This is a genomic window from Pseudomonas sp. PMCC200344, from assembly GCF_030053095.1.
In the GTDB taxonomy this organism is placed as follows: domain Bacteria; phylum Pseudomonadota; class Gammaproteobacteria; order Pseudomonadales; family Pseudomonadaceae; genus Aquipseudomonas; species Aquipseudomonas svalbardensis.
Window position 1 is genome coordinate 281,331 of sequence record NZ_CP125618.1, and the last position, 12,968, is coordinate 294,298.

Sequence of the window (12,968 nt, forward strand, 5' to 3'; positions counted from 1 at the left end):
ACGGCTTCGATGGACAGGGTTTGTAGGGTTTTACCTGCCTTTTCGGACCGAACCTACGCGTTTCCCGAAGGTTTTTACGCCTAAACCCTTAGACGGCAAATTTCCTACGGGTTTGTCAGGCGCAGCGCAACAAACCTCTGTATGGTGCGCGCCAGAATCAGTAGGACGTTTCGAAACGTCCGTCCAACGCTTAAAGGGAATTAAGTATGCAATGGCTACGTATGGCCTCTATTTTGTTGCTGTGGGCCGGGATTTGTCGCGCAGCAGATGCTGCTGACGCCGGTCACTCGATGGTCCTGGCCAATATGGAACGCACCGGTTGGCCGGATGCGCTGACCAGTCAGGCGAGCATGGACACCGCTTTCCGTGCTGAAGTGCTGATGTTCGGCAAGGCATTGCTGGCCAGCGAAGCGCTGGACGAACAGAGCCTGAAACAACGACTGGGCGTGCGGGATGTGAAGCTCAAGTCGGTCAGGCAGGTGCGTGACGGGCTGTGGGACCGGTTGCTGATCACCTACCGCAGCGCCAGTCAGAACTGCGACGGTGAACCCTTCTGCCCCCGCGTGCGAAGCGTCGCTGATTTGCGTCAGTTGGCGGCAGCCTTCACCGGCGAAATCAGCCCGGCCCATGCCATTTGGGCGAGCAAGAGCCAGGTGTTTCACGAGCAGGCGCTTAATGAGCAGCTGCGAGTGGCGGTGTTGGTGCCTTAGCCATCGTCTGCTGACGATCGTTCGAAGCTGTATCATCCCGTATCGTTTTGGTCCCCGACCTTTTCTCGACTTGCTGCGATCGCCGGCTAGGCTTTTGGCATGGCAGCAGTCAACGGAGTGACAGCTTATGCACAACACCCTGGAACAGGTTTTCGGTTATCCACAGTTTCGGCCCGGCCAGGAAGCGGCGGTCAGCGCGGTGTTGGCCGGGCGTTCGGCGGCGGCGATTTTCCCCACCGGCTCGGGCAAGTCCCTTTGTTATCAATTACCAGCCTTGCTGCTGCCGCACCTGACGCTGGTGGTCTCGCCGCTGCTGGCGTTGATGCAGGATCAGTTGGCGTTCCTTCAGCGCCACGGCATTGCGGCGGGCAGTATCGATTCGGCCCAGAGCCGCGATGACGCCAGCGACGTGATGGCTCGGGCCAAGTCCGGCGAGCTGAAGATTTTGATGATCTCCGTGGAGCGCCTGAAGAACGAGCGTTTCCGCAATTTCTTGCAGCAGGTGCCGATCTCGCTGCTGGTGGTGGATGAGGCGCACTGCATCTCGGAGTGGGGCCACAACTTTCGCCCCGACTACCTCAAGCTCCCCGACTATCAGCGTCAGTTCAACATCCCTCAGGCGCTGCTGCTGACCGCCACCGCGACACCCAAGGTGATCGCTGACATGGAGGCCAAGTTCGCCATCGCCCCCGAAGACGTAGTAACCACCGGTTTCTATCGGCCGAACCTCAATCTGTTAGTGGAACCGGTGCGCGGTCAGGACAAACGCCGACGCCTTGTCGAATGGATGAGCCAGCGTCCCGACCAGCCGAGCATTGTCTACGTCACCCTGCAGAAAACCGCCGAGCACATTGCCGAACATCTGGCCCGCAACGGTATTCAGGCCGAGGCGTATCACGCCGGTTTGCCCCACGAACAGCGCGAAGCAATCCAGCGCCGATTCATGGGCGGGCAGTCCAATTGCATCGTTGCCACCATCGCGTTCGGCATGGGCATCGACAAGAGCGACATCCGCAACGTAGTGCATTTTGACCTGCCCAAATCCATCGAAAACTACAGCCAGGAAATCGGCCGCGCCGGGCGTGACGGGCAGCCGTCCGACTGCCTGGTATTGGCCAACCGCGACAGCCTCAACGTGCTGGAAAACTTCGTCTACGGCGATACGCCTGAGCTGGATGGCATCCGCTTTGTGCTCGACGAGTTGCAGGCCGCCGCGCCCGAGGGGCAGTGGGAGTTTCTGTTGGGGCCGTTGGCGGATCAAAGCAACATCCGCCAATTGCCGCTCAAGACCTTACTGGTGCAGTTGGAACTGCGCGGAATCATTGCGCCGCGTTACGCTTATTACGCCGAATATCGCTTCAAGTACTTGCAGGAGCCCGAGGCTTTGCTGGCCCGCTTCGAGGGTGAGCGCAAGGACTTCGTCGCGGCGATCATCCAGACCTCGAGCCGCGCACGGACCTGGGCTACGGTGAATTTCGATGCGCTGTATGAACAGCATCAGGCCGAGCGTAATCGCGTGGTGAAGGCGCTGGATTATTTCCAGGAAAAGGGCTGGGTCGAGCTTGAAAGTAAGCAAATGACCGAGGTCTACAGCCTGCTGCAAACGGACTTCAACAGCCAGGCCCTGAGTGCCGAGCTACACGCCTACTTCACCCGGCACGAGCGCACCGAGATCGCGCGGATTCACGCCATGCTGGATCTGTTCGCCACGGACCATTGCCTGGGTTATCGCCTGGCCGAGTACTTCGGCGATGAAAATGCGCCGCAGCAGTGCGGGCATTGTTCGGTGTGTCACGGGGATGTGGCGCGGTTGCCGACGCCACCGGAACTACCGGCGCTTGTGGATAAAAACTTCGAGGCGTTGTGCGGTGATTTTATCCACAGGCATGAGCAGTACACCGGCAACACGCCGTCGGCGGAACGTGTGACGCGGTTTTTATGCGGCATCGGCGTGCCGCTGTTCACCAAGCTCAAGGCACGGTCGATTCCCGGGTTTGCAGCGCTGGAGGATTATCCATATGCCGAAGTCCGGACGTGGGCCGAGGCGTATTTGCCGGCGTAGATCCATTCGCTGAATGTTGCTCATCACAAGAATAAATTTCAAAAATGCGCGGTGGCTGACTATGGTGAAGGCTGTCTTTGGATCGCCAACAAGAGAACAACCATGAGCCAGACACCGTTCAATATTCAGCGCGCCGCCGTCATTGGCGCCGGCACCATGGGCCGTGGCATTGTCATGTGCCTGGCCAACGCCGGCGTCCCGGTGCAGTGGGTTGATAACAATCCACAGATGCTTGAGCAGGCGCTGGCTGCCGTGGCGGACACCTATGCCCACAACGTGCGTCAGGGACGGATCGATCAGGCCGAAGCGGACGCTCGCATAGCACGGGTAACGGCGGCGGCTGACTACACAGCCGTCCGCGATGTCGATCTGGTCATCGAAGCGGTGTACGAAAACCTCGAGCTCAAGCAGAAAATCTTCCGTGAACTGGACGTTCTGCTCAAACCTGAAGCGATTTTGGCCAGCAATACCTCGGCGCTGGATATCGATGCCATCGCTGCGGCTACTCGCCGCCCGCAACAGGTCCTGGGCCTGCACTTCTTCAGCCCGGCGCACATCATGAAACTGCTGGAAATCGTTCGCGGTGCCCAGACTTTACCGGTGGTGCTTGAGACTGCTCTGGCACTGGGCAAGCGCATGGGCAAGGTCAGCGTGGTGTCGGGCAACTGCCATGGTTTCATCGGCAACCGCATGCTGCATCCCTATGCGCTCGAAGCGCGCAAGATGTTGCTCGAAGGCGCTTATCCCTATCAGGTCGATGCGGTGCTGCAAGGTTTTGGCTTCGCTATGGGGCCGTTCCGCATGTACGACGTGGTCGGCATCGATCTGGAGTGGCGCGCTCGGCAGTTGGCCGGCTTAGGGCAAGATGCGCCTGAGGTTCAGGTGGACAATCGTCTGTGCGAGTTGGGTCGTTTCGGTCAGAAGAGTGGTAATGGCTATTACCACTATGAGCCGGGCAGTCGCCAGGCTGAGCACGATGTTGAAGTCGATGCGCTGGTGTTGAAGGTCAGCGAAGGGTTGGGCTTCCAGCGTCGCGAGATCGGGCCTGAGGAGATTCTGGAGCGCTGCTTGCTGGCACTGGTCAACGAGGGTGCGAAGATCCTTCAGGAAGGGATTGCCGAATCGGCGCACGACATCGATCTGGTGTACCTCAATGGCTATGGCTTCCCGGCGGACAAGGGCGGGCCGATGGCTTGGGCGGACCAACAGGGATTGGTGGATATTCATCAGCGATTGTTGCAGCTGGAAACCAAGCAGGGTGATCAGTGGAAACCGGCTCGATTGATTGGGGAGCTGGCGGCAGTGGGTAAAGGATTTGCGGATCGGTAGACTCTACGACGGGTGATCGTTTCCACGCTCTGCGTGGGAATGCAGCCCGATCATTCGAAACGGGAAGCAGCCATGAATCAACGCACCGACTACCCCCACTTCCAACCCATCACCACCCGCTGGCACGACAACGACGCCTACGGACACGTCAACAACGTCACTTACTACAGTTTCTTCGACACGGCAGTGAACACCTACCTGATCGAAGTCGGCGGCCTGGATATCCATGACGGCGAGGTGGTGGGTTTTGTGGTGAGTTCGGCTTGCGATTACTTTGCCTCCATTGCCTTCCCCGATCGGATCGAGATCGGTTTGCGGGTGGGCAAATTGGGCAACAGCTCGGTGCAATACGAGCTGGCCGTGTTCAAGGTCGGGGAAGACGAAGCCTGCGCGGCGGGGCGCTTCGTGCATGTGTTTGTGGATCGAGTGTCGAATCTACCCGTGGCGATTCCGGCCGGGTTGCGCGATGCAATGGAGCGCTTGGTAGTTTGACAGGCAAAAAAAATCGCAGCCCGAGGGCTGCGATTATTTGATTTACCGGTCCACGAGGCGATTCAAGCCTCAGTCGTCATGGCGATGTTTATGCTTGCGATGGCCGTAGGCATGGCCGCGACCCCGATGTCCGTCACGGTAGTAGCGACGATCATCATGACCACGACGATAGGAGCGACGATCATCGTCGTCATCGCTCTTGTTGCCCATGTAGTTACCCAGCGCGCCACCGGCGCCGCCGCCTGCTGCGGAGCCGATCAGGCTGCCGGTGGTGCCGCCCATGCTGCGGCCGACCACGTTACCGCCTGCTGCGCCCAACGCACCGCCAATGGCTGCTTCGCCACGGCTGCGTTTGTCTGCGCCAACAGCGCTACCACCCGCGCCGCCCAAGGCCGCGCCAATGGTGGAACCTGTACTGCCGCCTAATGACTGACCGACGACTGAGCCCAGAACCCCGCCCAATGCGCCGCCCACACCTGCTTCGGTGGTGCCGCCGGCAGAAGCGATGCCACTGACCAGGCCAAGGGACAACAAGAGAATCGAGGAGAACTTCATTAGAGGAACCTCAAGGGGATGACGGCGCGATCCTGAGGCTGTGTCATGGTCGTGACAATCGAAATCCGACGAGTAACACGACTTGAGCACATTTCTATAAGTTGCTGTTTTTTAGACGGAACTTAAGTGTTTTTCGCCGGTCTTTAGCTACTTCGGATAGGCCGTTTTTATGCAAAAACGGCCTTTTTTGTGGGCGTTTGGAAAGTGTTTGCAGTGACCAGGCTCAGGCCGACGTCGCCATAATCAACCCGGTTTCACTCGCCGCTTCCAACCGGATCGCCACGAACTTCGATGTCGGCGTATGGCTGCCATCCCCGATGCTTTCCAGCGGCACCAGCGGATTCACTTCCGGGTAGTAAGCCGCCGCTTGCCCGGCAGGAATATCAAACGCCAGTAGCGTAAAGCCCTTCACCCGACGCTCGCGGCCATCATCCCAGATCGAAACGATGTCAGCCTTCTGCCCCGGCTTGAACCCCAGGCGAATGATGTCGGCTTCGTTGACGAACAACACATCACGCTGACCTTTCACCCCGCGATAGCGGTCATCAAGCCCATAAATCGTGGTGTTGTACTGATCGTGGGAACGCATCGATTGCATGATCAGGTCCGGCAATACGCCGGTGGCGCGAGTGCGTTCGTGCACCAGATCTTTAGGCAGGACGTTCGGACGGAAATTGGCGCGCCCCGACGCGGTATTCCAGCGGCGAGCACCGGCGCTGTTGCCGAGGTAGAACCCGCCCGGGTTCTGGATCTTCTCGTTGAAGTCCTTGAAACCCGCAACGGTGTCGGCGATCAGGTCGCGGATGCGCCGGTAATCGGCAACCAGCCAGTTCCAGTCTACCGGTTTGCTGCCCAGGGTCGCGGCAGCGATGCCGGCAATGATCGACGGCTCAGAGCGCATCAGGTTCGACAGCGGCTGCAACTGGCCGTTGGAGGCGTGAACCATGCTGAACGAGTCTTCGACGGTCACCGCTTGCGGGCCTTCGGTCTGGATGTCAATGTCGGTGCGGCCCAGGCACGGCAGGATCAACGCGTCTTTACCGTGCGCCAAATGGCTGCGGTTGAGCTTGGTGCTGATTTGCACGGTCAGGTCGCAGTTGCTCAGGGCCTGGAAGGTCCGGGAGCTGTCCGGGGTGGCTTGGGCGAAGTTGCCGCCCAGACCGATAAAGACTTTCGCGCGGCCGTCGGCCATGGCATGGATCGCCTCGACCACGTTGTGACCGTTTTCACGCGGCACCTTGAACTTGAAGCGACGCTCCAGGGAATCGAGGAACGCCACTGGCGGACGCTCGTTGATGCCCATGGTCCGGTCGCCCTGCACGTTACTGTGGCCGCGCACCGGGCACAGACCGGCGCCGGGCCGGCCGATGTTGCCGCGCAGCAACATCAGGTTGGCGATTTCCTGGATGGTCGCTACCGAATGGCGATGCTGTGTGATGCCCATCGCCCAGCACATGATCACGTTCTTGCCTTTGGCGTACATCCGCGCCGCTTGCTCGATTTCAACCAGCGTCAGGCCGGATTGTTGGACGATCTGCTCCCACGAGGTGTCGTCGACGATGCCCAGGTATTCCAGCACGTTGACACTGTGTTCATTGAGGAAGTCGTGGTCGAATACGGCAGGCTCACCCGACTTCTGTGCGTCACGCTCCCACTGCAGCAGGAACTTGGCCATGCCGCGCATGATCGCCATGTCGCCGCCCAATGCCGGACGGAAGTACGCGGTGTTGGTCGGCTTGTCGCCGTTGGTGAGCATTTCGATCGGGTGTTGCGGGTGCTGGAAGCGTTCCAGGCCGCGCTCCTTCAAAGGGTTGATGCATACCACCTGAGCGCCGCGTTTCACCGCTTCGCGCAACGGTTCGAGCATCCGTGGGTGGTTGGTGCCAGGGTTCTGACCCCAGACAAAAATCGCGTCGGCGTGTTCGAAGTCGTCGAAGGTGACGGTGCCTTTGCCGACGCCGACACTTTGCGCCATGGCCACACCGCTGGCCTCGTGGCACATGTTCGAGCAATCGGGGAAGTTATTGGTGCCGTAGGCACGCACGAACAATTGATACAGGTACGCCGCTTCGTTACTGGCGCGGCCCGAGGTGTAGAACTCGGCTTGATCCGGGCTCGACAGGCCTTGCAGGTGTTTGCCAATCAAGGCGAAAGCCGCTTCCCAGCTGATCGGCTTGTAGCGATCGGTCTCGGCGTCGTAGCTCATTGGCTCGGTCAGACGGCCCTGATATTCCAGCCAATAGTCACTTTGTTCCAGCAACGAGCTGACGCTGTGTTTGGCAAAGAACGCACCGTCGACACGGCGTTTGGTCGCTTCCCAGTTCACTGCTTTGGCGCCGTTCTCGCAGAACATCACCATGCCCTTTTCCGGAGAATCACCCCAGGCGCAACCGGGGCAGTCGAAGCCGCCGTTCTGGTTGGTCTTGAGCATTATGCGGAGGTTTTTCAGCGCGTTATCGCTGGTCAACCAGGCCTGGGCGACGCTGATCAGCGCGCCCCAGCCACCGGCTGGGCCTTTATAGGGCTTGTAGCGAGGGACGGGTTTCTGGTCGGCTTGACGATGTTGACTCACGCTTGGTTCTCCGTCGCAGGGCTGTAGACCCGCGGCGCATTTTTCTGCGGCAGGTGGATGAGATTGAGGTTGTGGCGACGGGCCCATTGCACGGCAAGGCCCGTGGGCGACGACAGGCTGACCAGGGTCTGGATACCTGCGCGCAACACTTTCTGGATCAATTCGAGACTGCAACGGCTGGTGACAATCACCAGCCCGCCGGTGGTCGGGATCTTCTGACGGATCAGTCCGCCAATCAGCTTGTCGAGGGCGTTGTGTCGGCCGATGTCTTCGCGGCCCATCAGCAATTGGCCCTGACTGTTCATGAACACGGCGGCGTGCACCGCGCCGGAGTATTGGCCAAGAGGCTGGAACGCACCGATGCGCTGACGTAAACCATCGAGCCATTCGGCGGGTGGCAAGGGTGCGCCGGGCAGGATCTTGAGGTCTGGCAATGCCTGCTCCACCGCTTCCACACCGCAGAGTCCGCAACCGCTGGTGCCAGCCATTTGCCGACGCTGTTGCTTGAGGTTCCAGAAGGCGCGGTTGGCGATGGTCACTTGCGCGTATTGCGCTGAATCCGAGCCGCTGAGTTGCAGGTCATAAATGTCGGAAGCGTCTTCGATGATGCCGCTGCCGAGGCTGAAGCCGACGATGAAGTCTTCAAGATCGGTCGGTGTCACCAACATGACCGCCTGGCTGATGCCGTTGTAAGCAATCGCCAACGCGACTTCTTCGGCCAGCGCGGTGCTGGCCGATTCGGTGTCTTGAAGGTCGCAGTAACTGTACGTCTGGCTTGCGGCGGGCGCTGGCGTTTCGAGGGCTGGCGCCGCGCAGACAGGGTGCTTGGCGTTCATGAGGTATCACCGACGGTTTAGGCTGCTTTAAGCCTAGGCGCGTCAACTTGTCGCGTCTAATCGCTAATACTGATCTACCGATAGATGGCGTCGATCAAGAGCTCGGCAGCGATTGCTGAAGAATCGCGAAACAGGCTTCCGCAAGCGCCGAACGCGGGGCGCTGCGACGCATGATCAGCCCCAGCCGGGCGAGGGTTTGAGCATTTTCGATGGGTTGCAGGCGCAAATGATCGGTGAGTTTTTCCAGGCCTCCGTCCAGCGGCATCACGGCACAGCAGAATCCGCCGTGCACTGCTTGCAACAATTGGTGGACGGCATCGGTCTGCAACAAGGGTTGTGGGGTGAGGCCGCGACTGTGGAAGTTGTGGTCGATGGACTGCCGGAAATGCATACCGCTGGTGAGCATGCCCAGCGGCAGTTCGATCAGCGACTCCCAACTCAGCGGCGCCTCGCCGAAACTGAAGAAGCGCTGATCGTAGAGCAGGCCCATGCGGGTTTCGCTGAACGCCAGGGAATCGAAGCGTTCGCCGTCCAGTCGCTCCAGGTACGAAACGCCGAGGTCCAGGCGATTGTTTGCCAGTTGTTCGAGGATTTGTTCAGAACTCAGGGCTGAGAGTTCGAAGCGCAGGTTCGGGTGTTCGGCGTGCAGGCGTTGCATCAGCGGCAGCGGATCGAAGCTCGACAGCGGCACCACGCCCAGACGCAACGTACCGACCAGATTGCCGCGACAGGCAGCCGCCTCGGCCTGCAAACCGTCGTAGGCCGCCAGCACGGTGCGCGCCCACGCCAGCACCCGTTCACCCGGCGCGGTGAACCCTTCGAAGCGCTGACCGCGATTGACCAGCGGTAACTCGAGTTCTTCTTCGAGGCTGCGCAGGCGCATGGACAGGGTCGGCTGGGTGATGTGACAACGCGCAGCGGCCTGGCCGAAATGCCGGGTTTCGTCGAGGGCGATGAGGAATTTCAGTTGCTTGATGTCCATCTTCGCTCCAGGGCGCGGGAAGGTTCGGATTCTAGCGCTTGGGGGGAAGCGGCGTCATTGGTCGGGTTGGAACCGCAAGTGACAGCCTTGGTCTAGGCTTTTGCGTCTGGACCCTTATCCCATGGAGAGAACACGATGAGCCTTTTCAGCTTTTTAAAAGATGCCGGTGAAAAAATCCTTGATGCGCTGACGCCAGACAAGGCCGAAGCCAACAGCGAAGCGTTAACCAAGCACGTGAAGGATGCGTTGACGGGAATCGACACTTCCAAGATTCAAGTGAAAGTCGAAGGCGATAAAGTCATCGCCAGTGGCGAAGCCGCCAGTCAGGAAGAGAAGGAAAAAATCCTTCTTGCGCTCGGTAACGTGGCCGGAATCAGCGGTGTTGATGACCAGATCACCGTGACCGGACCGGTGGCCACACCCGCGAAATTTGTGACGGTCGAGAAGGGCGACACCCTCAGCGCCATTTCCAAGCGTGTGTACGGTGATGCCAACAAGTATCAAAAAATCTTCGAGGCCAATAAACCGATGCTCAAGGACGTGAACAAGATCTATCCGGGGCAGTCGTTGCGGATTCCTGAGTAAACCTCTAGACCGCTTTCGCGAGCAGGCTCGCTCCCACATTTGATCTACAGTGGACACATCATTTGTGTACGACGCGGATCCGTGTGGGAGCGAGCCTGCTCGCGAAGCAGGCGATAAGGTCTCAAAGCCCTGCAATGAGCTCCCGATAATCCCCCACCGCCGCAAACTCGGCCGTGTCCTTCGGCCCTTTACGGCTGTCCGGCTCACGCACGGCCAACAAATGCGCCACACCAAAATCCCGCGCGCTGCGCAGGATCGGCAAGGTGTCGTCGATAAACAGACTGCGCGTTGGATCGAACCCAATGTCCGCCTGCAAGGCATCCCAGAACTGTGGGTTTTCCTTGGCGAACCCGTAATCGTGGGAACTGATCAACCGCTCGAAGTACGGCGCCAGTTCGATCCTTTCCAGTTTCAATGACAGCGAATCGCGGTGTGCATTGGTGATCAGCACCACGCGCTTGCCGGCTTGTTTGATGGCGGCCAGAAAGGTGTCCGCATCCGGTCGCAAGGCGATCAGGTGCGCGGTTTCCAGTTTCAGTTCGCGCACCGGCAGTTTGAGCTCGGCGCTCCAGAAATCCAGGCAATACCACTGCAACTGGCCGGCGTTGCGTTCGAACAACGGTTGCAACTCCATCTCGGCCATGGCCCGACTCACCCCGTGCAACTCGGCGTAACGCTGGGGCAGGTGTTCCATCCAGAAATGGTTGTCGTAATGCAGGTCCAGCAGCGTGCCGTCCATATCCAGCAGAACGGTGTCGATGTCGCGCCAGGGCAGCAGGGACATAAAAACTTCTCCAGCGGTAAAAAAGATATCCGACGTAAACAATCAGGATAGGCCGGGTATAGTAACGCGCTATCGCCAAGGAGCCGCTCATGCGCCAGAAACCCACCATCCTCGCCCGCGAGATCGTCGCCACCAGCCGTTTGTTCTGCGTCGAAGAGCTGAAGTTGCGCTTTTCCAATGGCGTGGAGCGCACGTATGAGCGACTGGTGGGCAAGGGCGCCGGTTATGGCGCGGTGATGATTGTGGCGATGCTGGATGCGGACCACGCGGTGCTGGTTGAAGAGTATTGCGGCGGCACCGATGAATACGAGCTGTCCTTGCCTAAAGGCTTGATCGAGCCGGGCGAGGACGTGCTGGCGGCGGCCGAGCGGGAGCTCAAGGAAGAGGCCGGGTACGGCGCCCGGCAACTGGAGCATCTGACTGAGTTGTCATTGTCACCCGGTTACATGAGCCAGAAGATCCAGGTGGTGTTGGCCACTGATCTGTACGAAGAAAGCCTTGAAGGCGATGAGCCTGAGCCGATGGGCGTGGACAAAATCAACCTGCGTGAATTGTCGGCCCTGGCCCAGAACCCGCGATTCACTGAGGGCCGTGCATTGGCAGCACTGTATCTGGCCCGTGATCTACTGACTCAGCGTGGAGTGTTCCAGCCATGATTTTCCCCCATCCGTTGATGGCGCCTGTTGTTGAACTGGCGCTGAAAGCCGGTGAAGCGATTCTGCCGTTTTGGCGTGCCAACGTCGCCGTGACTGCAAAATCCGATGATTCTCCGGTGACGGCCGCCGACATGGCCGCTCACCATGTGATCCTGGCCGGGCTGACGGCGCTGGACCCAAGCATCCCGGTGCTGTCGGAAGAAGACGCCAACATTCCCCAGAGCGTGCGCGCCGGGTGGCAGCGTTGGTGGCTGGTGGACCCACTGGACGGAACCAAGGAGTTCATTTCCGGTAGCGAAGAATTTACCGTCAATATCGCGCTGATCGAACAAGGCCGAGTGGTGTTTGGCGTGGTGTCGATGCCGACTAACGGGCGCTTCTACGTCGGTGGTGCGGGTCTGGGCGCGTGGCGTGGCGATAAAGACGCGGCGCCTTCGCCGATTCAGGTTCGCGACGTGCCAGCCGCAGGTGAGGCGTTTACGGTGGTTGCCAGCCGTCGGCATTCGAGTCCTGAGCAGGAGCGTTTACTGGCTGGGTTGAGTGACAGTTTGGGTGAGCTGCAATTGGCCAATATCGGCAGTTCGTTGAAGTTTTGCCTGCTGGCAGAAGGGGCGGCGGATTGTTATCCCCGGTTGGCGCCGACTTCGCAGTGGGACACGGCGGCGGCACAGGGCGTGCTGGAAGGGGCGGGTGGTGAGGTGCTGGATTTGAGCGGTGCGCCGTTCAGTTATCCGGCGCGGGAGTCGTTGTTGAATGCATTTTTCCTGGCGCTGCCGGCGAAGGCTGCGTGGCGCGAGAAATTGTTGACGTTGGCGCGGACCTGAAGATCAAGGGATCGCAGCCTCGTTTCACTCGACAGCTGCTACAGCTGCTACAGCTGCTACAGAGAAACGCGTCCTTGTAGCAGCTGTCGAGTGAAACGAGGCTGCGATCTTTTGCTTCAACGGTGAAGGACGTACTGCCCGGTAAACGTCACCGCATCTTCCTCACTCCCCACATTCACAATCCTTGAATGCAGCTTCAACCGCGCCCGTCCATACCGCTCATACATCGCCAAAAACTTCTTCCACACTGCCGCACTCGGCGCATGGCAAATCGCTGTCGCGTCCATGGTCACTGGCAGCGGATAGCTGATCTGCCCTTCCTGAATCACGATGTGCCCGCCTTCAACCCCTTCTTCACGCAAACGCAAATGCAGCCAACCCCAACCGGCCAGCACGGCGCCGCAATACAGGCTGCCGCCGAACATGGTGCTCTTGTGATTGACGTTGGCCTCCAGCGGCAAGTGCAGGCGCAGTTGCTGGTCGTGCCAATCGAGCACTTTGAGGCCCATATCCCGCGTCAGGGGAATGTCGCGATGGAGGACTGATTCCAGATGACGGCTGTCGCGGCTCATGCATGGATC

Annotated in this window: 13 protein-coding genes; 7 read left to right on the plus strand and 6 right to left on the minus strand. The window is 59.5% G+C overall.

The window, feature by feature from the left end; translation table 11 throughout:
- Positions 1-206: 206 nt before the first annotated feature.
- The 4 genes from QFW87_RS01295 to QFW87_RS01310 all read left to right on the plus strand — a co-directional run bounded on the left by QFW87_RS01295 (position 207) and on the right by QFW87_RS01310 (position 4,593).
- On the plus strand, positions 207-710 hold the full coding sequence (locus QFW87_RS01295) for a polysaccharide deacetylase (RefSeq protein ID WP_283189628.1): 504 nt from the start codon (positions 207-209) through the stop codon (positions 708-710).
- 127 nt (positions 711-837) lie between these two features.
- Entirely contained in the window at positions 838-2,772 is a 1,935-nt protein-coding gene (locus QFW87_RS01300) for an ATP-dependent DNA helicase RecQ (protein WP_283189629.1), read from the plus strand.
- Between the two features lie 102 nt (positions 2,773-2,874).
- Positions 2,875-4,101, plus strand: coding sequence for a 3-hydroxyacyl-CoA dehydrogenase (locus tag QFW87_RS01305; RefSeq protein WP_283189630.1), 1,227 nt, complete (start codon positions 2,875-2,877; stop codon positions 4,099-4,101).
- Between the two features lie 72 nt (positions 4,102-4,173).
- Positions 4,174-4,593, plus strand: a complete 420-nt coding sequence (locus QFW87_RS01310) for a thioesterase family protein (RefSeq protein WP_283189631.1) — start codon at positions 4,174-4,176, stop codon at positions 4,591-4,593.
- Positions 4,594-4,662: 69 nt separating this feature from the next.
- Here QFW87_RS01310 and QFW87_RS01315 read toward each other — a convergent pair whose 3' ends face one another.
- From QFW87_RS01315 to QFW87_RS01330, 4 genes are all read right to left on the minus strand, one after another.
- On the minus strand, positions 4,663-5,148 hold the full coding sequence (locus QFW87_RS01315; RefSeq protein WP_283189632.1) for a glycine zipper domain-containing protein: 486 nt from the start codon (positions 5,146-5,148) through the stop codon (positions 4,663-4,665).
- A 223-nt stretch (positions 5,149-5,371) separates the two neighbouring features.
- Positions 5,372-7,720, minus strand: coding sequence for an FdhF/YdeP family oxidoreductase (locus QFW87_RS01320; protein WP_283189633.1), 2,349 nt, complete (start codon positions 7,718-7,720; stop codon positions 5,372-5,374).
- Entirely contained in the window at positions 7,717-8,556 is an 840-nt protein-coding gene (gene fdhD / locus QFW87_RS01325; RefSeq protein WP_283189634.1) for a formate dehydrogenase accessory sulfurtransferase FdhD, read from the minus strand. The genes QFW87_RS01320 and fdhD overlap by 4 nt, the downstream gene beginning before the upstream one ends.
- Positions 8,557-8,650: 94 nt before the next feature.
- Positions 8,651-9,538 carry a LysR substrate-binding domain-containing protein gene (locus QFW87_RS01330; protein ID WP_283189635.1) on the minus strand — a complete coding sequence of 296 codons (888 nt, stop codon included), beginning with the start codon at positions 9,536-9,538 and terminating at the stop codon, positions 8,651-8,653.
- A gap of 135 nt (positions 9,539-9,673) precedes the next feature.
- On the opposite strand from QFW87_RS01330, the gene lysM reads away from it, so the two are divergent.
- The gene (lysM, locus tag QFW87_RS01335) at positions 9,674-10,123 is read left to right on the plus strand and encodes a peptidoglycan-binding protein LysM (protein WP_283189636.1); all 450 of its coding nucleotides are present in this window, start codon (positions 9,674-9,676) and stop codon (positions 10,121-10,123) included.
- Positions 10,124-10,244: 121 nt separating this feature from the next.
- Here lysM and yrfG read toward each other — a convergent pair whose 3' ends face one another.
- A complete protein-coding gene (gene yrfG / locus QFW87_RS01340) occupies positions 10,245-10,907 on the minus strand; it encodes a GMP/IMP nucleotidase (RefSeq protein WP_283189637.1) in 663 nt (220 codons plus the stop codon).
- A gap of 89 nt (positions 10,908-10,996) precedes the next feature.
- Here yrfG and nudE point away from each other — a divergent pair, with 89 nt between their 5' ends.
- Positions 10,997-11,563, plus strand: a complete 567-nt coding sequence (gene nudE / locus QFW87_RS01345) for an ADP compounds hydrolase NudE (protein WP_033058385.1) — start codon at positions 10,997-10,999, stop codon at positions 11,561-11,563.
- The gene (gene cysQ / locus QFW87_RS01350) at positions 11,560-12,387 is read left to right on the plus strand and encodes a 3'(2'),5'-bisphosphate nucleotidase CysQ (RefSeq protein ID WP_283189638.1); all 828 of its coding nucleotides are present in this window, start codon (positions 11,560-11,562) and stop codon (positions 12,385-12,387) included. The genes nudE and cysQ overlap by 4 nt, the downstream gene beginning before the upstream one ends.
- A gap of 116 nt (positions 12,388-12,503) precedes the next feature.
- On the opposite strand, the gene QFW87_RS01355 is transcribed toward cysQ, so the two are convergent.
- Positions 12,504-12,959: a YiiD C-terminal domain-containing protein gene (locus tag QFW87_RS01355; RefSeq protein WP_283182525.1), complete on the minus strand. Its 456-nt coding sequence runs from the start codon at positions 12,957-12,959 to the stop codon at positions 12,504-12,506.
- Positions 12,960-12,968 lie beyond the last annotated feature (9 nt).